The organism is Cupriavidus sp. FW216-B1 (assembly GCF_058789195.1).
In genome coordinates, this window is record NZ_JBYTEL010000001.1 from 1,526,245 (window position 1) to 1,548,597 (window position 22,353).

Consider the following 22,353-nt stretch of genomic DNA (forward strand, 5'->3'; position numbering starts at 1 on the left):
TGAGTGAGCGGGCGCGCGCGGCGCCGTCGTCGCCAGCCGGGGCCGGCACCGCCCGCCCCGTCGCCGCCCCTCAATCTCGCCAGCGCCGGCCATGCACCGCCTGACGAAGGGGCGCGGCCGTTTGCTCAGTCCTTCTACTGCTTCTGCAAGGGCGCCGCGGCGGCCTGCTCGCGCATGCGACGGGCTTCGTCGCGCAGGAACTGCTGGTAATCGTCCAGATCGCCGTCGAAGGGCTCGACGCCGCCCTTGGTGACCAGCCAGAACTCGTCGCATACGGCGCGCAGCAGGGCACGGTCGTGACTGACCAGCATCACCGTGCCTTCGAACTCGTTGAGCGCCATGCCCAGCGCTTCGCGCGTGGCCAGGTCGAGGTGGTTGGTCGGCTCGTCGAGCAGCAGCAAGTTGGGGCGCTGCCACACGATCATGCACAGCACGAGCCGCGCCTTTTCGCCGCCGCTCATCGTGCTGACCGCCTGGTGGACCATGTCGCCGGTGAAGTTGAAGGTGCCGAGGAAGGTGCGAAGCGATTGCTCGGTGCCGCTCTGGCCGGGCGCGCGCATGTGCGCCGGCGTGTCCCTGGCAAGGCGGATCATGTGTTCCATCGGCGTGTCGAGCGGGCGCAGCACGTCAAGTTCCTGCTGCGCGAAGTAGCCGATGTTCAGGCCCTTGCCTTCGCTGATTTCGCCGGCAATCGGCGCCAGCGCGTGCGCCACCGTCTTCACCAGCGTGGACTTGCCCTGGCCGTTGGCACCGAGAACGCCGATGCGCTGCCCGGCCAGCACGGAACGGTTGATGCCCCGCACGATGACCGTGGGCGGCGTGCCCGGCGGCGCGCCGGCCGGCGCCGGGTAGCCGAAGCTCGCGTCCAGCATCGACAACAGCGGGTTCGGGACGCTGAGCGGCTCCTTGAACTCGAAGCTGAACTCCGCGTCGGCAAGCACCGGCGCGATCTTCTCCATGCGTTCGAGCGCCTTGACCCGGCTCTGCGCCTGCTTCGCCTTCGAGGCCTTGGCCTTGAAGCGGTCGATGAACTTCTGCAGGTGGGCGATCTTGTCCTCCTGCCTGGCCATCGCCGCCTGCTGCAACACGAGCTGCTCGGCGCGCATGTCTTCGAACTTGCTGTAGTTGCCGCCGTAGCGCACGAGCTTGGCGTTGTCGACGTGTACCGTCACCTGCGTCACCGCGTCGAGGAATTCGCGGTCGTGGCTGATCACCACCAGGGTTCCCTGATAGCGCTTGAGCCACGCTTCCAGCCAGACCAGCGCGTCGAGGTCAAGGTGATTGGTCGGTTCGTCGAGCAGCAGCAGGTCGGACGGGCACATCAGCGCGCGCGCCAGCTGCAGCCGCATGCGCCAGCCGCCGGAGAAACTGTTGACCGGCTGGCCAAGCTGCTCGGCACTGAAACCCAGGCCCTGGATCAGCGCCTGGGCGCGTGCGGGGGCATCGTGCGCACCGGCGTCGTGCAGGGCCATGTAGGCGTGCGCCATGCGCATGCCGTCGTCGCTGGCCTCGGCCGCGGCGACTTCGGCCTGCGCGGCCAGCAGCACGGTGTCACCCTCGACCACGAAGTCGGTCGCGCTCTGCTCGGTCTCCGGCATCTCCTGCGCGACCTGGCCCATCTTCCATGCGGCGGGAATCGAGAACTCGCCGCCGTCTTCGTGCAGCGTGCCGTTGAGAAGAGCGAAAAAAGACGACTTGCCGGCGCCATTGCGGCCGACAAGCCCGATCTTCTCTCCGGGATTGAAGGTGGCGGACGCGCGGTCGAGTACGACATTGACGCCGCGGCGCAGCGTGACATTACGGACGGAGATCATAGGGGGCCACTTCGGAGAAGATCGGCATGATAGCCGACCGGACGCGCGAGGCCGTCTCTTTTCGGGCCGCGCGCGAGCAGACGGCCGATTGCGAACCGCTCGCGGAATTACGAACCGCTCGCGGAGGCAGACAGCGGGCAGGCAGCGCTACAGGCTGCCGAGAAAGCCGAGCAACGCGGCATTCACCGCGTCCGGAGCCTCCTGCTGCAGCCAGTGGCCAGCGCCCGCGACGACTTCGCATCCGCGCAGGCGGGGCGCCAGCGTCGGCATGGCCGCAACAATGCTGTCCATCCCCGGTATCGCGCGGCCTGTGTCGCGCTCGCCCACCAGATAGTACGCGGGCACCTCGACCTTGATCCCCTCGAAGGCGCCTTGCAGCGCCCAGTTCCTGTCGAGATTGCGGTAGTAGTTCAGGCCGCCGCGAAAGCCGCTGGTCTTGAAACCATCGACGACCGCGGCCAGGCAGGCGGCGTCGAGCCAGGCAGGCACGCTTGCCGGATCGGGGAGCGCGTCCAGCAGGCCGCCGGTGCGCGCCACCATGCCGAACGGGTTGGGTGTAGCGGGATCGTCGCGTGGTCCGGCATCGCCGGAGGCCGCAAAGTAGATCTTGCGCACGGTCGTCTCCACGTCAAGCTCCAGTTCCCGCTCGGCGACGCCCGGCTCCGCGAAATAGTGGGTGTAGAACATCGCGGCCTCGGTCCGCGGGAACAGCCTGCTGGGCGGCATCGGCGCCCGCCCCATGAGAGGCACGCCCAGCGCCGCCACCGCGCGAAACCGGTCCGGTCGCAACTGGGCAGCCTGCCAGGCAATGGTCGCCCCCCAGTCGCCGCCGACGATGACCGCCTGGCGCTCGCCCAATACATCAAGAAGGGCGACGAGATCGCCGATCACGTCAAACGTGGTGTACGCCGCAATGTCCGCGGGACATTCGCTGCGGCCATAACCCCGCAGGTCCGGTGCCACCGCCCGGAAGCCCGCGGCGGCGAGCGCGCTGCGCTGGTGACGCCAGGCAAGCGACGTTTCGGGGAAACCATGCACCAGCAGCACCAAAGGCCCGGCCCCCTGTTCCGTGACGTTCAGGCGAATGCCGTTGACTTCCAGGATGCGTTCGTGGACTGGGTTCATGGATCGAATAAGCGATAGCGTACCGGATCGTATAATACCGTAACTATCAACGTTACGGAAATGCACTCATGGCACAGGACACCCGTCTCGCCCGCTTGTTGCACGTGCTGATCCACATGCATCTTCGCGACGGCACCACCACATCGGAGACCATCGCGCAGATGCTGCACACCAATGCCGTCGTCGTGCGCCGGACCATGGCATCGCTGCGCGATGCCGGGCTGGTCACATCAACCGGCGGCCGAGGCGGTGGATGGGAGTTGGCCTGCGACCTGAACCGCGTGACTGCGCGGCATGTGTATGACGCCATCGCTCACACCACGGCCTTCGCAATCGGGTCGGCAGATGACAATCCGAGTTGCCCTGTCGAAAAGGCGGTGAATCGACTCATCGAAAGCGCACTGCAAGATGCGGAGGCCGCGCTCCTGCGCACGTTGGGCGCCAGGCCATTGACAGCGCTCGTGCATGGGGTGGCGTCGGTGCGGGGGCGGCGGGGGTAGGTCTGTTGAGGGAGCCGCTGCGGATGCTGGTGGGGGGACTGACATGGAGGGCGGTGACGACCCGGAGCGATCCTTCGATCGATCCGACCTGACTTCGAAGGCAGCTTCATGAGGTACAACGGCCAATCGAGAAGCCAACTCGAATGGTATCGACGCTGTCAAGCCATTGTCCACTGCAACTAATCCGCTCTAGGTTCCTGGACTGGTCTCAAGAGTCGATGTCGCGTTCAGATTTGGCCGTACCCTGCGGAATTTGCACACGACGCACTGCAATAGCTTTCGCTTTGACCGTACTAAGCATCTTCTCGACCCACTCTTGGTCAGCGAGCAACGGGGCGACATGCAGGTCCGTCAACAATTGACGATATCCTATCTGACTAACCAACGAGGAAATCTCCTTACGCACTGTTGGCAGATCGCTCGCAAGAATTCCACAAGGGTCGCTCGTAAACGACTTCAATGCGGCTTCAACGAGGTCTACTGGAATCTCACCGCAAGAAAGAATCTCTTGCGCAACGTCGGCTAAGGGATCTGGTGGAAACAATTTAGCACCTCCCTCAAAAATTTCGAGAAAATGCTGCCCAACATGGTGATCATGGTGGAATGACAGCATCTCAACGCCAGGCCAACCCTCGAATCCATGGAAAAATGGAAGTTCAACAACCCACGCACACTGCTCATGCGGTCTCGGCAACTTCTGTGGGCCAAGCGGTATATAGTTATCAAACGGACTCTCTATCTTTCTTAGTTTGACTCTATAAATTACGCCGATACCTGAATTTACAGGTTGCCAGCCTTCGGTCGTTTCGCGACAGGTTGCGAAGAATGCACTGACATTAAAGTCATCGGTGAGATCCAAGTAGCCTGTCGGAATACCATAGTGCTGTGCGAGAGCAATTTCGTTCAAATCCAGTTCTTGGCCTGCCGCATGGTGAAAAATCGGGTGTCTAGTCAGCTCTTTCCCAAACCACCATGATTGAGCCAGCCGAAGAACTATCTTGGCTTGGTCAGGAAATGGGGCTTCGAAAATCTTGACGATGTCGGTCGACTGCAGACCTCTGGCAATCGATACGAGCATCGGTGTGTGACGCGTATTCTGCCCTCTGTATAGAGTAGAAACCGCGAACGGGATTGCACCGCCCTTTCCCTCTCCGTCTCCCAACTGCCCTCACGGCGCGATCGATGATCAAGATAGTTCTTCGATATTTCGATGAGAGCTGAGGCCGGAACAATCTGCATGATAGGGCTTCTTTTATCTGAATAGACTCGTGTCTAGCGAAGTCGCGCGATTCTCGTTGAGCCTCGCGAAGCAGATCCCGCTCGAGACGCCGTCTCTGGTTTACTCAGTGATCTCGAACTGAACCAGCCGTTGGGTCTTCTGCTGTACGGACAGTTGGCTGATCATTGTCCCTAGAGCGGGGAACTGCGCACAGGGACCGATGTTTCGCGACGAATTTCACCCACGAACTTGCCTTGCACCGCATCCCAACAGAGATCAAGCTGTCTATCGAGGATTTGCACCATCTCCGCCGACTGATCGCCGTTGATATCGAATTTGATCTCCGAGATCTGCTTGGGTCGTTTCCCGGCCACAGTTGCGAATACCTCGACCCGGTACGTTCCTGGCTCGGGAAGGAACAAGGTGGGATCCCCTCGAAAGTTGAAATGGTGGTCGCTTGCTACTCCAGTCGGCCCGACGTACAACCCACTACCTATCGTCAAGCGTCCGCTATCTGTATGCCCCCAAAAGTCGAATATGAATTCTCGATCATGGGGCTGATGCACGCGTAGATACAGGTTCTCGACGGCCATACCTTTTGCACCGGTTGAGTACAAGCACGTCCGGATGAATATCTTCGGCCAGTTTGGACCTACATCCCGTCTGAAACAAATATAGGTTGGTCGAGTCATCATGAGCCGTCCACGATTGAACTGCACGAGCCAAAACGTGTACGCGGAGATCACCACGGACGCTACGGATAACACCAACGAGACGATATCTTTCACGTCAATGCCTGCCCAAAAGATGTATACGGCGAACCGAAAGAGGGGTCAACACTTTGGAAAGTTATACAGAGCATCTATGGCCATTCGATGGTGTGAACGGAGGCGAGGTAAGTGCAATCCGCTCTACCGATTTTCGGTGATGATACTTTGCCACCGCATGTAGATTCGTGCATCTACCTGTGATCTGTTTCTGCCTCGATGGGTATCGGCGGTGGGGCAAGAAAGTGGAATTCGCGACGAGAATTTTTGATGCGACTCGGCTGCACGTCTTTACGCATCGCGTGCATGACCTCGCCCAACAGCGCGTCGTGCTGCACATCGCTCCGTGCGGTGTTGCGATACGAAATCTCTCGCTGGAACGCGTTGACGGCATCCAATACTGCGGGCGACGCAACCAGAGCCAACGCATTCACGGCGTCAGCGTAGCGCTCCTGCGCTGCAGGTGTAGAACGGCCTGAAACGATATTCGACAGCGCCGTCACGTACTCCTGATAGTGCTCGACCTTTGTCTGCCGCCAATCTGCTTCATGTTCGCGACGTTGCGCTAGGGCGGATGTGACGATCACCCCCACTAGTGCAAAGACGCCGGAGGCGAGCGCGGCAAGAATTGCGGGCAAGGCTACTGAGCTGAGGTTCATTCCGGCCTCGGAAAGTGTCGATGATTTTCACCTCTTTTTTGCATCTGTGAAGAATTATGCCTGATAGCAGTACCTCGCGATGCGGCGCGGGAGGCGCCTGTCTCTCTCTGGCGCTTCGAAGACCCACCGCCACACGTCGATCATTTGTAATCGGACGGCGGCCTACTAATCGGAGCGGACGCCCGAATGTCCGAGTGTCAGTGCAGGCGCGCGGCTCTTCCTGACTGAAAGACGCCCGCTCGAATCGCACCTAAAAGGCAAAATATCCAGCGAAGCCAGCACACGCCCATCCTCTTCATTGCCCCCAAGAAGCGTCTGTCAGGCAGACCAATAGTCTTCACATGGATCGGCAGACTGGAAACTTGGGTATCCAGGATACGACAAGTGAATGAAGGCCGAAAATTCTCATCCCAGGCATCTGCCTTTTTGCCCTATTGCGCCCTTCAAGCAGCCATCCGACGAAGACTCTGCGGCGGGTGGCCCGTGACCCGTATGAACGCCCTGCGCATCCGCTCGGGATCGGCAAATCCGACCGAGTAGGCGATCCGCTCGATCGGCTCGGCGCCCCGCTCCACTCTCTGGCGTGCTACCTCGACGCGCAGCCGCTCGACGGCCTTTGCGGGCGTCTCGCCAGTTTCGGCCAGGAATGTTCGCCCGAACTGCCGGGGACTGAGGCATGCGACGGATGCCAGTGTCTCGGTGGAGAGCGGCTCGTTCAGATGTTCGCGCATATACGTCAGTACCTCCCGAATCCTGTCGGACTCCGGCTCCATGTCGGCCAGGGCGGAGAACTGGGACTGGCCGCCCGGCCGGCGGTGGTACACGACCAGCGCCTGGGCTACGGCATGCGAGGCCGCATGGCCGAGGTCTTCTTCGATCAGCGCCAGCGCCAGGTCAATCCCTGCGGTCACACCAGCCGACGTCCAGATATGTCCGTCTTTCGCGAAGATGCGGTCTGACTGCACCCTGGCTTTCGGAAACATGCGCTGCAGCTGGCGCGAGTGCTTCCAGTGCGTGGTTGCGCAACGACCGTCGAGCAAGCCAGCCTTGGCAAGTATGAACGCGCCGGTGCAGACGCTTCCGATGCGCCGTGTGCCGTTTTCCTGGGCGGCGGCCAGGTGCCCGGTGATTGCCGGTAGCCCAGCGGGGTCGTCCGATATCTCGCCACCGACGACCAGCAAGGTATCGAGTGTCGAAGGGATCGAATCGGTAATGACCTTCAGACCGCCGGAGCTTGCGATCTCGCCGCCGGCCTGGGAGACGACGTGACACCGGTATGCCTTGATGCCGGCGTCCAGCTCGGCCAGTTCGAAGGCCGCGAGCGGGCCGCTCAGGTCTTGAATCTGGAAGCCTGGGTACACGAAGAACCCGATGTGCCGAATTGCCAGCGCGGGATCGATGCTCATGCACATGTCGAACGTCGGGAGAGGCGGGAGAGGACAGCCGTGGCGCGGTGCCCGTCGGGCCGGATGCCGTCCTCTTGCACGAGTCAAAATGGCTTCAGCACGGCGAGCATTGCGATGCCGGCGAACCCCGCCAGGAGCAACGGGCTCGCCCGCCAAGGTCTTGCGGCGGCCCCGCCGGCGAGGCGGCGAAGTCTTGCGGACTGCATGCCGTGCGCGGCCGCGAGCAGGAGAGCAAGGGCAAGCTTGACATGCAGCCACGGGGCGCCAAACCAGCCTCCGGACCTGGCAAGCAGAAAGCCGAGCACCAAGACCAGGAGCATCGCCGGCGTCGTGACCGCCCTGTCCCATCTGCGCAAGGCCGCCGAGATCCTCGCGACGTCCTGGCCGGATCTGGCCGCTGCCCACAGGAACGCCGCCACGGTCATCACGCCAGCGGCGAAGATCAGCGCGGACGCCACGTGCAGTGCCTTGAGCCAGGGGTATGGCGCAGCGAGACTCATCGGGACGGCTCCTTCCCGAGGCCGGCGATCTTGCGCGAGATGAAAGCCGCATTGAAGAATCCGCCGAACGGCAGGACGGCAACCAGAAACACGCGGATCACGTCGCTGCGCGACCAGCCGGCTTCGGCGACGGCTTGCATGGCGATCCACAGATAGATCAGCAACGCGAGGCCATGCAGCGGTCCCAGGACCTGCACACCGACGGGCCAGCCGCCGAGGTGCTTCAATGGAACGGCGACGCCGGCAAGAAGAATGAGCGTGGTGCCCTCGATCACCGATGCGAACTCGAGCCGGCGAAGTTGTGCCCGCCGTTGCGTCACTGCCTCGGCATGATTCGGCTCGCCGGGAAAATCCGGTTCCTGGCCACGTAGAGAGGCGCGGCCTGCCAGGCCGGTGCGCGGGGACTGCGGTTCCATGAGGAATGGCTCCTGGTGTCTGGAAGATCGAAACCCTCGTTTTATATCCCGGGCGCGGGTACCGGCGTGAGTGGCAGAAACGACGAATTGTGATCGTTTTCTGCCAAACATCGGCTGACAACCTGGCGCGGCCAGAAACGAGGGAAGTTCGTCCTTTCGCCATCAGGAGGCGTTGGCGAAAATGCCGCTCGACTTGACAACCAGCGACCGGTGATCGGATGAACACTCAGACCAAACTCAACGAACGCGCCGCGTCGCGTTCCAGGCCGCGTCCGGCCGTGTTGCGCCCGGCGGCGATCGCGGGCATCGCCGTGGCAATCGTCGGCGTCGGACTCTTTGTCTTCGCTCGCAAAACGCCCGTCGCCAACGCGGCGATGACGCCGCCGATGGTGTCGATATCGGCGCCGCTTTCACGGCAGGTGAACGAATGGGATACCTACGTCGGCCGCTTCGAGCCCAGCCGCACGGTAGAAATCCGGCCGCGCGTATCGGGCCAGATCACCGCCGTCCACTTCGCCGATGGCGCGACCGTTCGCCGGGGCGAGTTGCTGTTTACCATTGACCGCAGGCCATTCGCGGCGGCCCTCGCCGAAGCCGGCGCGAGCCTGGCAAGCGCGCGCAGCGAACTTGCGCTGGCCCGCGCCGACGCGCAGCGGGCAGACAATCTGGTCGGCGAAGACGCTGTCTCGAAAAGCGAGCTGGACCGCCTCCACGCAAGGGTGCAGGCCGGCATTGCCGCCGTGGCGGGTGCGCAGGCCCGGGCCGACGCCAGATCACTGGATCTCGAATTCACCGAAGTCCGCGCCCCGATTGCCGGAAGGGTTTCATACCGGCGCGTCGACCCGGGCAATCTGGTCGCGACCGGAGAGGGCGGAAGCGGGACGCTCCTGACCACCGTCAACGCGCTGGATCCCATCTACTTCGTATTCGATGCGTCGGAGGCGCTCTATCTCAAGGCGCTGCGCGCGAAGCAAGGCGGCGCGAAAATGTCCGCAATCGAGGTCCGCCTTCAGGACGAAGCCGACTATCGCTGGCGCGGCGCGCTCGACTTTACCGACAACGGCCTGGATCCGCGGTCGGGCACCATCAGGCTGCGCGCCGTCGTGGACAATCCCGGACTGTTCCTCGCGCCCGGCATGTTCGGCAACATGCGCCTGGCCAGCGGCGGCGCCACGACGGCGCTGCTGGTCCCCGACGCCGCCATACAGACCGATCAGGCGCGCAAGGTTGTGCTGACCGTGTCGAAGGACGGCACCGTCGAGGCGAAGCCGGTGGCGCTGGGTCCGGTGGTCGACGGCCTTCGCATCGTGCGCTCGGGCCTGGCGCCGAATGACAACGTCGTCGTCGGTGGCGTGCAGATGGCGGTCCCCGGCAGCAAGGTGCTGACCAGGCCGGGAAGCATCAAGCCCGCGGCGCCCCTGAATCGCTCGCTCACGCCGGCGACCGCCGGCGAGGCCACCTTTGCCTCCTAGGGCAAGGCCCCGGCGGCATCTCCTCCTTAAGGAAAGCACTCCATGCGCCTGTCGCGCTTCTTCATCACACGGCCGATTTTCGCCGCAGTCCTGGCGGTCGTGATTACCATCGTGGGCGCCATTGCCTACTTCCGACTGCCGGTATCGCAGTACCCCGACATCATTCCGCCGACCGTCGTGGTGTCCGCCACCTATCCCGGCGCGTCGGCCGAGACGGTTGCCGAGACGGTGGCCGCGCCGATCGAACAGGAGATCAACGGCGTCGACAACATGCTGTACATCTCCAGCCAGTCCACCGGCGACGGCAAGGTTGCGATCTCGGTGACGTTCAAGGTCGGGACCAACCTCGATGCGGCGCAGATGCTGGTGCAGAACCGGGTCGCCACCGCGACGCCGCGCTTGCCCGAAGAGGTGCAGCGCCTCGGCGTGACCACCCGCAAGACCGCGCCGAGTGCGCTGATGGCGGTGAACCTGGTCTCGCCGGACGGCACCTTCGATCAGGACTACATTTCGAACTACGCACTCACCCAGGTACGCGACCGGCTGAGCCGGATCGACGGCGTTGGCGACGCCATCATTTTTGGCAGCCGGGAATTTGCCATGCGGGTATGGATCGACCCGGACCGGGCGGCATCGCTGAACCTGACCGCCGGTGAAGTGGTCGCGGCGCTTCGTGCCCAGAACGTGCAGGTCGCCGCCGGCGCGCTGGGCCAGCCGCCCAACGCGTCCACCGATGCCTTCCAGCTGAACGTCCGGACGCAGGGCCGATTCTCCGATCCCGAACAGTTCGCCGACGTGATCGTCCGTACCGACAAGGACGGCCGGCAGGTCCGGGTGCGCGATGTGGCGCGCGTCGAACTGGGGGCGGCCGACTACGGCACCAACGCGTACCTGTCCGGCAAGCCGTCGATCATGATCGGCATCTTCCAGCGACCGGGCACGAACGCGCTCGAGACGGGCGAAACCGTCGAGCGCGTCATGCGGGAGACCGCAAAGTCGTTTCCGCACGGGCTGGAGTACCGCATCATGTGGAACTCCACGAAGTTCATCGCCCAGTCCACCGCCGCGGTCCGCCAGACGCTGCTGGAGGCCGCGGTGCTCGTGGTGCTGGTCATCTTCCTGTTCCTGCAGCGCTGGCGGGCGGCGATCATTCCGGTCGTCGCCATTCCGGTTTCGCTGGTCGGCACCTTCGCGCTTCTTGCCGTTGCCGGCTACAGTCTCAACAGCCTGTCGCTATTCGGCCTGGTCCTGGCGATCGGGATCGTGGTGGACGACGCCATCGTGGTCGTCGAGAACGTCGAGCGCAACCTCGGGTTGGGGCTGGGTCCGCTCGACGCGGCACGCAAATCGATGGATGAGGTATCGGCGGCCTTGGTGGCCATCGTGCTGGTCCTGTGCGCGGTGTTCATTCCGACGCTGTTCCTCACCGGGCTGTCCGGGGCGTTCTACAAGCAGTTCGCGCTGACGATATCTGGCGCCACCATCATTTCGCTGATTCTCTCGCTCACGCTGTCGCCCGCCCTCGCCGCGCAGCTTCTGCGCGCGCACGACGCGAAGGACGCCGGGCATCCGGTCCTGCGCGCGGCGCACCGGGCGGGCGACGCGTTCAATCGGCGCTTCGATGCGTTCAGCGCCGCCTACGGGAGACTGACGGCGTGGCTGGTAGCCCGGCCCAGGAGGGTGATGCTGTCGTATTGCGGCCTTATTCTGGCGACGGTCGCGCTGTTCTGGGTGACGCCGACAGGCTTCATTCCCGCGCAGGACCAGAGCTATCTGATTACCGTGGTGCAATTGCCGCCGGGCGCGTCTCTTGCACGGACCGACGCCGTGCTTCAGGACGTTTCCAGGCGCCTGCTCGCGATCGAGGGCGTCAGGGGCACGATCATGCTTCCCGGTTATGACGCCGCATCCAATACCAATTCGCCCAACTCGGCCACCGCATTCATCCCCCTCAAGCCGTTCGAGGAGCGCGACCGTTCCGCGAACTCCATTCTGGACGAGGCGCGCAAGGCCACCGCGGATATCGACGGCGCGCGCGTCATGGTCATCCCCCCTCCCCTGATCGATGGCATCGGTTCCGCGGGCGGCTACAGGATGATGGTGCAGGACCGCAGCGGCCACGGGTACCAGGAACTGGGCGGCGAGGCGGGAAAGCTGATTGCCAAGGCCAACGCGGCACCGGGCCTGTCCCAGGTGTACACGTTCTTCAATACGCTGACGCCGCGGATCTTCGCGGACATCGACCGCCGCAAGGCCGAGATACTTGGTGTCCCGGCGGAGCGCGTATTCGAGGCGCTCCAGGTCTATCTCGGATCGGCCTACGTCAATGACTTCAACCTGCTGGGCAGGACCTTCCGGGTGACCGCGCAGGCTGACCAGTCTCATCGCGGCAACACGGCCGACATTGCCAACCTGAAGACGCGCTCGTCGAGCGGGGCGATGGTGCCGGTGGGGTCGGTTGCCACCTTCCATGACGAAACGGGACCGTATCGCGTGGTTCGATACAACCTCTTTCCGGCGGTCGAGGTGGACGGCGACACCGCGCCCGGTTCCTCCACGGGGCACTCGCTGGCGACCATGGAACGGCTTGCCGCCGACACGCTCCCGGCCGGCTATGGCAGTGAATGGACGGGTATCGCGTATCAGCAGAAGATCGCCGGCAACACCGCCGTGCTGGTGTTCGCGCTGGCCGTGGTGCTGGTGTTCCTCGTCCTGGCTGCCCAGTACGAGAGCGTCACGCTCCCGCTGGCGATCATCCTCATCGTGCCGATGTGCCTGCTCGCGGCGATGATCGGCATCAATCTCCGGGGCATGGACAACAACGTCCTGACCCAGATCGGACTTGTGGTGCTGATTGCGCTTGCCGCCAAGAATGCGATCCTGGTGGTGGAGTTCGCCAAGCAGGCGGAGGAGCAGGACGGCCTGACGCCCGTCGCGGCGGCGGTGCGCGCCGCGCAGACCCGTTTGCGGCCAATCCTGATGACGAGCTTTGCCTTCATTCTGGGGGCGGTGCCCTTGCTGATCGCCAAGGGCGCGGGCGCCGAGCTCCGGCAGGCGCTCGGGACCGCCGTGTTCTTCGGCATGCTGGGAGTGACGGGCTTTGGGCTGCTCTACACGCCTACCTTTTACGTGGTCTGCCGCGCCCTTGGCGCGCGGCTGTCGCGGCGCCGCCGGCCGGCGGCGCCGGCCCGGTTGCAGCATGCTGATTGAGGTGCACCGATGAGAATACTTACGCTGCCGCTTTCCATTCTTGCGCTGGCCTTGAGCGCCTGCGCCGTGGGTCCCGACTATGTGGCGCCCACCCTGACGGATTCCGCCACCGGCACCTTCGCCGCCAGCGCGGAGCCGGCCCTTTACGACGACAGGCCCGCGCATGACGACTGGTGGCGCCTGTATCGGGACCCGATACTCGATCGGTTGATTCAGGACGCGCTGGGCGCGAACACCGACGTGCGGGTGGCCGTCGCGCGTCTGGAGCGGGCGCGCGCGATGTTGCGCGACGCCGGCGCGGATCTTTATCCGAGCACCGGACTCGATGCCACGGCGAATCGCCAGAGACAGGCCGCCATCCAGACGCTTCCCGGACTGGACCGGGAGAACACGCTCGTCGACGCGGGCTTCGGCGTGGCCTATGAAGTCGACCTTTTCGGCAGGGTGAGGCGAAGCCTGGAATCGGCCCGCGGCGACTTCGAAGCGGCGCAGGCGGACCGGGATGCCGTCAGGGTGGCGATCGTCGCGGACACCACGCGGGCCTACCTCAATGCCGCCAGCGCAGCCCGGCGGCTCGCCGTCGCCCGTCGCATCGTCGAGTTGCTGGATCGCTCGCTGCGGGTGACGGGCGGCCGCGAACGGGCCGGGCTGGCCACGCCGCTGGATACGGCCAGAATGGCCGCCTTGCGGGAACAGCGGCGTTCGAGCATCCCGGCGATTGCCGCCGAGCGGCAGGCCGCCCTTTTCCGGCTCGCTGTCCTGACCGGCCGCGCCCCCAGGGATCTGCCCGCCGCCGCGGCCACGGCCGATACGCCGCCGGCCATCGAGGTGCCGATCCCCGTCGGTGACGGGAGGGCGATGCTTGCCCGGCGGCCGGATGTCCGCGCCGCGGAGAGACGACTCGCTGCCGCTACCGCGCGAATTGGCGTCGCCACGGCCGATCTGTATCCGCGGATCTCGCTCGGCGCGTCGATCGGATCGACCGGATTCGGCTTTGGCGATGTCTTCGGCGCCGGTCCCCTGCGATGGCTGGCGGGGCCGTCGATCTCCTGGTCCTTCCCGAACCAGGAGCGGATCCGCGCGCGCATCGCCGCCGCCAGGGCGGATAGCGATGGCGCGCTTGCCACCTTCGACGGCAGCGTGCTGCAAGCGCTGGCCGAGACGGAAACGGCGCTGTCGAACTACGCCCGCGCGCTTGACCAGCGCGCCGCGCTCGACGCGGCCCGGGAGCAGGCGGACCGGGCCGCGCGCATCGTCCGGGCCCAGCAGCGGGAGGGACGCAGCGACAGCCTTGCCCTGCTCGATGCCGAACGGACCTTTGCCGATGCGCAAGCACAGCTCGCCGATGCCGAAGGCCGCATTGCCAACGCGCAGGTGGATCTGTTCAGGGCGTTGGGCGGTGGCTGGGCATCTCCCGGTTGAATGCATGACGGCGATGTTGTGAGTGGCAGGAATGACCAGGACCGATTGATTTCCGACACGCGCGCTAGAATGCGGTCTGCGTTGCCCGATTGCCCCCATGGATCGCCGCCATGACCAAGGAGATGTGATTGAAAACCGTCGCCGTGCTTGCCCTCCAGGGCGTGGTGCCGTTCGACCTCGGTATTGCCTGCGATGTGTTTTCGCGGGTCGTGCTTGCGAACGGCAAGCCTGGCTACCGTGTGCTGGTGTGCGGCGAGTCGGCGCGCGTGGACGCCGGCGGGCATTTTGATATCCGGGCGCCCGGGCGGCTGGAAGATGCGCTGGACGCGGATCTCGTGATCGTTCCGGGCGTCGACGATATCGAGCGGCGGGCTTCCGCCAGCGCCTGCCGAACGCTGAAGGCCGCGCGCGAAAGCGGCGCGCAACTGGCTTCGATTTGCACCGGCGCCTTTGTGCTTGCCGAAGCGGGACTGCTGGACGGCCATCGCGTGACGACCCATTGGGCGGCCGCGGACGAGCTCTCGCGCCGCTACCCCGCGCTGGAGGTGGACACCGGCGTTCTGTTTGCCGACGAGGGGGACATCGTCACGTCCGCGGGAAGCTCGGCCGGTCTCGACATGTGCCTGCACCTGGTCGGGCGCGACTATGGACAGGCCGCCGCGGTGCAGGCGGCACGGCTCGCGGTGGCGCCGCTTCACAGGGACGGCGGACAGGCGCCGTTTATCCGGCAGCCCGTTGCCGATACGACGACAAGCCTTTCCCCCCTCTTCGATTGGATGCTGAAAAATCTCCACAAGCCGATCGACGTGACGGCGCTTGCGGCAAAGGCCAGGATGACACCGAGGACCCTTGCGCGCCGGTTTCGCGACCAGACGGGGACCACGCCCATCCAGTGGCTGATCACACAACGGGTTCGCCGCGCGCAGGAGCTTCTGGAGACCAGCGAAGCCTCGGTCGATCAGGTGGCTTCGGCATCGGGTTTCGATTCCCCGGTCACGTTCCGCGCACGGTTCCAGCGGGTGGTGGGGCTCACGCCGTCCGCCTATCGACGGCGGTTCAGGCAATCGTAGGGTGGCCTGCAAGCGGCGCGCATGGCCATGCCTGCGTCAGTCGCGGATCCCGCAACACATCGAGTACGTGTTGCGTGAAACGCGCAACGTACCCCGCGCGATTGCAATACCGAGGAAAACTCCACCCCGGCGTCCGCTCAGTTCAGTGGCCTGACGCGCCGGAACGCGGCCAGGATGGCCAGGTCATAGCCGATCTTCAATACGCCGCAGGCCAGCAACGGGGCGCCGGCCCAGCCCATTGCCATGAGTCCGCCGGCAAGCACCGGGCTGATCGCGGCGGCGAGGCTGCGCGGCACCGCGGTCAGGCTTGCCGCCGCTGCCCGCTCGGCGGGGGTGACCACCGCCATCACAAAGGCCGTGCGCGTTGGCACATCCATTTGAGACAGCGCGCTGCGCGCCAGCAGCAACAGCAACGCCAGCGGCAGCGACGGCGCAAACGCGGCGGCGATCAGGAACGCGCTGGATGGAATGTGCGTAAACACCATCGTGTTCAACAACCCGATCTGTCGGGCCAGCGGAACGGCGGCGAGCTGTGACGCCGTGGTCAGCAATCCGGCCCAGAAGAAGAACTGGCCCGCCGCGCCGGGCGACATCCCGAAACGCTGCATCAGCCAGAGCGACAGCAAGGCATTGACGACCAGGCCGCTGGCAAACGCATCCACGCTGAACAGCATCGCGAGCCGGATGACGATCCGACGCGACGGCCCCAGCGGCGCGGCCGTCGACGTCGAGTGCGGATGGGGTGCGGGCAGCCTCGCGTAGAGCGCCCAGAGCGCAATGCCGGTCAGGGCGTAGACGACGAACATCAGGCGCATGCCGTCCAGGAACGACAGGCCGGCATGCCTGGCGAGCCAGCCCGGCACGGCCGCGGCCAGCGCCCCGAATGCGGCGGACAGCGAGCCCGCGAGGCCGTAGCGCGCAAACAATGCCGTGCGCGCCTCGGGCTTCGCGGATTCCGCCAGCCGTGCCTGCTCCAGCGGCAGGAACACGCTGACGTCGCCCGAGCTCGGGTTCAGCGTGCCGACGAAGGCAACGATCAACAGCGGCCAGAGCGACGACAGGCCCGCAAAGGCCGCCCCGGTTGCGGCCATCATGACCGCCGCCCCGATCAGCAGGCGACGTTGCGCAAAGCGGTTCCCGATGAGTCCGACCAGAATGGTGGCAGTCGCGGAGCCGATCAGCGTGACGCTGCTTATCAGCCCGACGGCGAACTGGTCGAAGCCGAGCGCCAGCAGGTACGCAGGCAACAGCACCGCCACGAAGCCGTCGCAGAAACCACGCAGCGCCCGCCCGGCAAGAAGCGGCATGACGCTTGCGTCGGCACCGGACGGCAGCACGAGGCCGGAGAGCATGGTGCGATTCACTGGTCGGCGGCCTCGGTTGTCATGGCGTTCTCATGGATCATGATGATCTCCTGTGGCTCGATGATGCGGCAGCGGACAGGCTGCCAAGCCGGCCCTGCCTTGAGTTGAAAGACGCCCGGCAATCCGGGAACGGGGAACAGGCGACGGGCAACGGGCTAGCGCTTGCGAGCGCTGGAAAAGTGCGTGTAGAGCGAGTCGAGGACATGACCGGCCTCCGTCAGCAGCGCGTCGTCGTCGGGCAGGCGCTCGCGCGCGCCCGCCACCATCGCTTCGAAACCGCTCGCTTCCGCAACCGGCGTGCCGCCGATGTCCAGCACGTGAACCATCTGGCCGAGGCGTGCCAGTCCCTTGTCCTCGTCCAGCCCGAAGCTGGCGAGCAACACCTCGAACGAAACCCGGTCGCCGACATGCGCGAATGTCGCGCCATCGAAATCGAACGCCAGCGCCGCCTCCGGGCACTGGCGAACGTCTTCCAGCCAGAGGAAGGTGGCGTGGGGATCGATGAAGCGCCGGATCAGCCAGGCACAGGCAACGCGGTCCACCCAGAGGTGCCGTCGGGTTGCCCAGCATCGCCCCTGGTATTGGGCTGGGTCGCGTCTCGGGATGCTGCCCGCCCTGCCCTGTGGCTCGCCCGGCGACAGCACGATGTCGATGGCCGCGTTGAAATCGCGCCACCGCGCTTCGGCGCGGACCGAGGCCTCGTTCGGGAAGAAGTCGATCCTGCGGATCGCGTCGAATCCGCGGCCGTAGCGGCGAGCCATGCGCAGCAGTGCCGCTTCGTCCGCGTCGGCCAGCGTTGCGCGCGTGCCGGAGAGCTCGGCCATCCAGTCCGCGTATTCGGGGGTGCGGTCGAACAGCGCGCGATATTCAGCGTCCTGCCGCGTGTCGGTGGCCTGAACGGAGAGCGTCCAGACCTTGCCATCCTCGCCGGCCGCGTCCGACGCAAGCGCCTGCAACGGCTCACGCACGCCGGCCAGATCGGGCAGCAGATAGGCCCCGTCGCGCAGCGCGGCCGCGCCAAGCGCCTTGATGCCGCGCCAGAGGCGCATGCGGGCCGTGGCGGCCGAAGTGGGCAGGCTGGCAACCAGCAGCACCCATTGGGAGGGAAATTGAAGCGCAGTCATGCACCCAGCTTAGTGGGCCATCGCTTGCGCTTCAATGTTGTAGAGATATCTACATAGGCAACTGGCCAGCGCCGGACAGGTGACTATCGCGGCGCATCAGCCGCCGCGAGGCTCGCCATCAGGGACGCCATCGGGGACGCGCGGCGGCCCTAGCCGCGCAGCGAGTCCAGCACGGCCTGCAGCGGCAGCCTTTCCAGGTGGAAGCAGGCCTGACCGAGCCGCCCGGCATCGCCAGGCGCCTTGCGGCCGTAGGCGAAGCAATCCGTCGCCTTCTCGATCAGTTCGTCATCGGTGAGCGGCAGCTGCGCACTGCCGCGAAGGGCCTCCACGCGAATCGCCAGCCGGCGGCCGTCGCGCAGGTGAACGGCGACTTCGGCCCAGCGCGGGAAGGTCGGCGGTTCGCCCTGGCTCAGGTGCACCCGGTCGAAGAAGGCCTGGATCTCGGGCCGCAGAACCGGCTCGTCGCGAAAGCTCGCCAGATTTACCGCGCCATCGCAAATGGCCGCCGCCATGGCGTACTGCATGCTGAACTTGGCTTCGAGACCCGTGCGCGGGCGATCGTGGATGAGAGGCACCGTGGCGCGGTAGTTCGTCTTCACGTCCACGCGCTCCACGTCGTCGAGCGTGAACGGCGTTTCGCGCCGGATGTCGAGCATGCCCTGAATCGCCCGGTGGGTGGCATAGCACAGCGGATACTTCTTGATGTCGAGCCCCGAACGTTCGATCTCCAACGGCAGCTCGCCCAGACGGTCGAGCTCCGCGTGCAGATCCTGGCCGTCGGCATAGAGCACCGCGTAGCCCTGCTTGCCGTCCAGCGCCGCGGGCGATGCATCCAGACCCGCGTCGGCCAGCAGCACGGACCGGAGCGCGATCGCATTCGCCTGTCCCGCCTGGAAGGCCTTGCCCATCGTGCCGAAGTTCTCCCGGGTTCCCGCGATCTGCGACACGAGGATGCCCAGCGCATGAATCGTGCGCTGCTGGTCGAGCCCCAACAGGCGCGCGCAGGCGGCGGTCGTGCCGAAGGCGGCGATCGAGACGGTGGAGTGCCAACCCTTGGCGTACTGGTCGTCCACGATGGCGCGCGCGATGCGGACGGTCACCTCCAGGCCCACCACGCAAGCGTCGAGCACCGCGCGGCCGGCACTGCCGAGCCCCTCGCCCAGGGCCACCACCGCGGGGAACATCGCAACGCTCGGATGGCCGCGCAGCGGGGAGCTGACGTCGTCGAAATCGAGCACGTGGCCCATCGTGCCATTGACCAGCGCGGCCATCTCGACGGGCAGGCGCTCGCCGGTGGCCCAGACCGTGGCCATGCGCGCGGCGTTGGTGCCCTGGCCGCGCGCATAGTCCAGCACCCGCGCGGACGCGGGCTCATGCGCGCCGCCCACTGCGACGGCGATGGTGTCGTAGAGCGCGCGTGCTGCGGCGGCGCGGGCCTCGGCGGAAATCGCCGAGGCGTCGAAGCCGACCGCGAAGGCGGCGATCTTCTCGCTGGCTGAAAGGTGCATGAATTCGTACTCCTGGTTTCGTTCGAAAAAAGCCTGCTCGCCGGCAGGTGGATGGATGACGCGCCACGCGCGTCGATGCCTTGAATGCTTATGGCCCCGGGTTGCCCGGGTTGCCCGCAACGCCTTCAATGCCTTCAATGCCTGAAGCCCGGGACGGAATGCGAGGCGCGCGAATGGAACGCGGCGCTTCGCCTCGCCCGGCATTCAGGTCGAGCGCTCATTCCGGTTCGATGCCGGCGCGCTGGATGACTTCCCGCCACTTGACCGTCTCCTTGCGCATGAAGGCCGACAGCTCCTGCGGCGAGGAGCCGATCGGCTGCACGCCGTCGACCATGAACAGCTTCTGCACCTCGGGATCCTTCAGCGCCGCGACGGCGGCACGCTGCAACTTGTCGAGAATGGGCTGGGGCGTGCCCTTGGGCGCCAGCAAGGCGTACCAGACATAGGACTGGTACCCCGGCACGCCGGCCTCGGCGATCGTCGGAACTTCGGGATGCGCGGGAGAGCGCTGGGCGGTGGTGACGCCCAGCGCCACCATCTTGCCTGCCTGCAGGAAACTGCCGCCGCTGCCAAAGCCGGCGAACACGGCTTGCAGGCGCCCACCCATCAGGTCGGTATAGGCCGGCGAGGCGCCCTGGTAGGGGATGTGCTCCATGTCCAGCCCGGCCATCGACTTGAGCAGTTCCATCGACAGGTGCAGGCCGCTGCCGGTGCCGGAGGAACCGTAGGAGAACTTGCCGGGGTTCTTGCGCACCAGCGCAATGAACTCGGGCAGCGTCTTGACGCCGAGGCTCGGCGAGACGGCCAGAAAGTACGGCGCCTGCGCCAGCAGCGAGATCGGCTCGAAGTCCTTGACCGGGTCATAGGAGAGCCGCTTGACGAGTCCCGGGTTGATGGCTGCCTGGGCTGTCAGGGCCAACGCCAGCGTGTAGCCGTCCGGCTTGGCGTGGGCCACCAGGGACATGGCGATGCCGCCGCTCGCTCCGCCCCGGTTGTCGACGATGACCGTGGCGCCAAGCTGCTTGGACAGGGCAACGGCCATCGGCCGGCCGACGGTGTCCGCGCCGCCGCCCGAGGCGTACGGGAGGACGAGGCGAATGGGGTGGTCGGGGTACTCCGCGTGCGCGGCGGCGCTGAGCACAAGCGCCGCCACGGCGACCGCGGCGCGGCGCAGGGGACGAAGGTTGAGGACTGGCATGGTCTCCTTTCGTTTTATTTGGTTGGATTGTTCCGATTCCGGATAAGCGGCGCCGCTCAGCCGGCCCGCGCGCGCGTGAGCGCAAGAAGCGCGTCGCCGGCCCGGGCGAGAGCCTGCCGGGCCTGCGCGTTCCAGACGCCGGCGGCTTCGGCTGCCGCGCGCTCCTCGTCCAACATGCGCATCGCCTCGTCTGGCTGGGGTCCGCCCGCGCCACGGCGCCGCAGGATCATCTGCTCGGCATCCACGCACTGGTTGTACTGCACGGCGTCGATCGGGAGTTCCGCGCCGGCCTGTTCGCGGTAAAGCGCGCAGGCCTGTTCGTAGGAGATCTCCGCCAGGCGCAGCCGCCGTTCGCGGCCGAAATCGGTCAGGAGCGAGGCGAAATGGTGGCCGAGGCGGAAAGGCACGCGGGCCTGCTGCATGAGCACGTCGGCAATCTCCGTGACCGTGGAATAGTCCGCATCCACCTCGCGGCGGGCCTGCTGCGCGTCGACCACGAGGCTGTCGACGATCCGCGTGAAAAGCGCGAACAGATCCACGAAGCGCTTGGAGGACAGCGGGTCGTAGGCGCGGTAGTCGAACATGCCGGTCCGCACGTTGTGGGCGACGAGGAACGGCCCCTGCATCTCGCAGAGCAGCAGGCTGCTCTGCGCCCGCAACTGCTCCAGGGCGGCCGGATTGCGCTTCTGCGGCATCAGGCTGCTGATGCCCATGAGTTCGCCCCCGCGCATCGTGAGCCAGGGATGAGGCGTGAGGTACTGCGAATGCAGGTCCTGCGCAAACTGGCTGATCTGCACGGCGCAGCTGGCAAGCACGGATGCCAGTTCCAGGCTGCTGTCCACCGAGGCAAGATGGTTCGCGTCGTAGGTGTTGCGCACGATGCCGCCAAAGCCCAGCAGGCTGGCCAGGCGTTCGCGGTCGACAGGGAAGCTCGACGCCGCCAGGGCGGCCGCGCCCAGCGGACTGAGGTTGATGCGCGCATAGGCCTGCTCCAGCCGCTGTTGCTGCCGGCCCAGCGCGGCGGCGACGGCCAGCAGGTAGTGCGCCAGCGTCGTGGGCTGGGCCTGCACGCCGTGCGTGTAGGCAGGAATGACCGTGCGCACGTGGTCCCCCGCCAACTTCAGCAGCCCGCGCCGCATGTCGCCCAGGCCCGCGTGCGCATCGAGCAGGTCGGCCCGCAGGTTCATGCGCGAGAGCGTGGAGGCAATGTCCTGCCGGCTGCGGCCGGCATGCACCAGCGACGCCGACGGGCCGGCCAGCTCGGCCAGCCGGCGCTCGTAGTCGAGATAGTCGCCCGAGGGGCGTGCGGCTGGCGCTTCGTTCTCGAGGGCCAGGATGGCCTGCGCAATCGCGCGGGCATCCTGCGCGCCGATGACGTCGCGCTCGGTGAGCATGACGAGGGAGGCCTGGTTGATCTGGCCGAGGAATGCCGGAACCCGCGCACCACCGCGGAAGGCTTCGTTGACGTCCTTGACGGCGTAGGCGGCGCTGGCGTGGCCGGAAGGTGCGGATGGTGCAGAAGGTGCGGACGGTGCTGACATGGAGGCACATGGAACGGAGTTATGTTGCCGCTAATGTG

18 protein-coding genes are annotated in these 22,353 nt (G+C 65.7%); 5 read left to right on the forward strand and 13 right to left on the reverse strand.

Going from position 1 to position 22,353, the window contains the following annotated elements:
* Nucleotides 1-134: 134 nt before the first annotated feature.
* Both AC3WXD_RS06670 and AC3WXD_RS06675 read right to left on the reverse strand, forming a co-directional pair.
* On the reverse strand, nucleotides 135-1,814 hold the full coding sequence (locus AC3WXD_RS06670; protein WP_492323323.1) for an ABC-F family ATP-binding cassette domain-containing protein: 1,680 nt from the start codon (nucleotides 1,812-1,814) through the stop codon (nucleotides 135-137).
* Nucleotides 1,815-1,961: 147 nt separating this feature from the next.
* Nucleotides 1,962-2,939 (reverse strand): alpha/beta fold hydrolase, encoded by a 978-nt coding sequence (locus AC3WXD_RS06675; RefSeq protein WP_492323324.1) that lies wholly within the window; start codon nucleotides 2,937-2,939, stop codon nucleotides 1,962-1,964.
* A 68-nt stretch (nucleotides 2,940-3,007) separates the two neighbouring features.
* Between AC3WXD_RS06675 and AC3WXD_RS06680 the strand changes: the two genes are divergently transcribed.
* Complete coding sequence (locus tag AC3WXD_RS06680; RefSeq protein WP_020203433.1) at nucleotides 3,008-3,439, forward strand: RrF2 family transcriptional regulator; 432 nt, start codon at nucleotides 3,008-3,010, stop codon at nucleotides 3,437-3,439.
* Nucleotides 3,440-3,647: 208 nt separating this feature from the next.
* Here the strand turns inward: AC3WXD_RS06680 and AC3WXD_RS06685 are convergent, their stop codons facing one another.
* The 6 genes from AC3WXD_RS06685 to AC3WXD_RS06710 all read right to left on the reverse strand — a co-directional run bounded on the left by AC3WXD_RS06685 (nucleotide 3,648) and on the right by AC3WXD_RS06710 (nucleotide 8,406).
* Nucleotides 3,648-4,601, reverse strand: coding sequence for an FRG domain-containing protein (locus AC3WXD_RS06685; RefSeq protein ID WP_492323325.1), 954 nt, complete (start codon nucleotides 4,599-4,601; stop codon nucleotides 3,648-3,650).
* A gap of 248 nt (nucleotides 4,602-4,849) precedes the next feature.
* Complete coding sequence (locus AC3WXD_RS06690; RefSeq protein WP_492323326.1) at nucleotides 4,850-5,446, reverse strand: hypothetical protein; 597 nt, start codon at nucleotides 5,444-5,446, stop codon at nucleotides 4,850-4,852.
* Between the two features lie 173 nt (nucleotides 5,447-5,619).
* Nucleotides 5,620-6,084, reverse strand: coding sequence for a hypothetical protein (locus tag AC3WXD_RS06695; RefSeq protein ID WP_492323327.1), 465 nt, complete (start codon nucleotides 6,082-6,084; stop codon nucleotides 5,620-5,622).
* A gap of 443 nt (nucleotides 6,085-6,527) precedes the next feature.
* Nucleotides 6,528-7,490 (reverse strand): GlxA family transcriptional regulator, encoded by a 963-nt coding sequence (locus AC3WXD_RS06700; protein ID WP_492323328.1) that lies wholly within the window; start codon nucleotides 7,488-7,490, stop codon nucleotides 6,528-6,530.
* 83 nt (nucleotides 7,491-7,573) lie between these two features.
* Nucleotides 7,574-7,990, reverse strand: a complete 417-nt coding sequence (locus tag AC3WXD_RS06705; protein ID WP_492323329.1) for a CopD family protein — start codon at nucleotides 7,988-7,990, stop codon at nucleotides 7,574-7,576.
* Entirely contained in the window at nucleotides 7,987-8,406 is a 420-nt protein-coding gene (locus AC3WXD_RS06710) for a DUF3817 domain-containing protein (RefSeq protein ID WP_081651422.1), read from the reverse strand. The genes AC3WXD_RS06705 and AC3WXD_RS06710 overlap by 4 nt, the downstream gene beginning before the upstream one ends.
* Before the next feature lie 218 nt (nucleotides 8,407-8,624).
* Here AC3WXD_RS06710 and AC3WXD_RS06715 point away from each other — a divergent pair, with 218 nt between their 5' ends.
* From AC3WXD_RS06715 to AC3WXD_RS06730, 4 genes are all read left to right on the forward strand, one after another.
* Nucleotides 8,625-9,878, forward strand: a complete 1,254-nt coding sequence (locus tag AC3WXD_RS06715) for an efflux RND transporter periplasmic adaptor subunit (protein WP_059412509.1) — start codon at nucleotides 8,625-8,627, stop codon at nucleotides 9,876-9,878.
* A gap of 42 nt (nucleotides 9,879-9,920) precedes the next feature.
* Nucleotides 9,921-13,088: an efflux RND transporter permease subunit gene (locus tag AC3WXD_RS06720; protein ID WP_454733625.1), complete on the forward strand. Its 3,168-nt coding sequence runs from the start codon at nucleotides 9,921-9,923 to the stop codon at nucleotides 13,086-13,088.
* Between the two features lie 9 nt (nucleotides 13,089-13,097).
* Nucleotides 13,098-14,510, forward strand: a complete 1,413-nt coding sequence (locus AC3WXD_RS06725) for an efflux transporter outer membrane subunit (protein WP_492323330.1) — start codon at nucleotides 13,098-13,100, stop codon at nucleotides 14,508-14,510.
* A gap of 128 nt (nucleotides 14,511-14,638) precedes the next feature.
* Nucleotides 14,639-15,580: a GlxA family transcriptional regulator gene (locus AC3WXD_RS06730; protein WP_492323331.1), complete on the forward strand. Its 942-nt coding sequence runs from the start codon at nucleotides 14,639-14,641 to the stop codon at nucleotides 15,578-15,580.
* Between the two features lie 137 nt (nucleotides 15,581-15,717).
* Here the strand turns inward: AC3WXD_RS06730 and AC3WXD_RS06735 are convergent, their stop codons facing one another.
* From AC3WXD_RS06735 to AC3WXD_RS06755, 5 genes are all read right to left on the reverse strand, one after another.
* Nucleotides 15,718-16,932 (reverse strand): MFS transporter, encoded by a 1,215-nt coding sequence (locus AC3WXD_RS06735; protein WP_492323332.1) that lies wholly within the window; start codon nucleotides 16,930-16,932, stop codon nucleotides 15,718-15,720.
* A gap of 167 nt (nucleotides 16,933-17,099) precedes the next feature.
* Complete coding sequence (locus AC3WXD_RS06740) at nucleotides 17,100-18,068, reverse strand: chromate resistance protein ChrB domain-containing protein (protein WP_492323333.1); 969 nt, start codon at nucleotides 18,066-18,068, stop codon at nucleotides 17,100-17,102.
* A 149-nt stretch (nucleotides 18,069-18,217) separates the two neighbouring features.
* Complete coding sequence (locus AC3WXD_RS06745) at nucleotides 18,218-19,576, reverse strand: MmgE/PrpD family protein (RefSeq protein WP_059412504.1); 1,359 nt, start codon at nucleotides 19,574-19,576, stop codon at nucleotides 18,218-18,220.
* A gap of 217 nt (nucleotides 19,577-19,793) precedes the next feature.
* Nucleotides 19,794-20,774 (reverse strand): Bug family tripartite tricarboxylate transporter substrate binding protein, encoded by a 981-nt coding sequence (locus tag AC3WXD_RS06750; protein WP_454733631.1) that lies wholly within the window; start codon nucleotides 20,772-20,774, stop codon nucleotides 19,794-19,796.
* Nucleotides 20,775-20,830: 56 nt separating this feature from the next.
* Nucleotides 20,831-22,315, reverse strand: a complete 1,485-nt coding sequence (locus AC3WXD_RS06755) for a lyase family protein (protein ID WP_492323334.1) — start codon at nucleotides 22,313-22,315, stop codon at nucleotides 20,831-20,833.
* Between the last annotated feature and the right edge of the window lie 38 nt (nucleotides 22,316-22,353).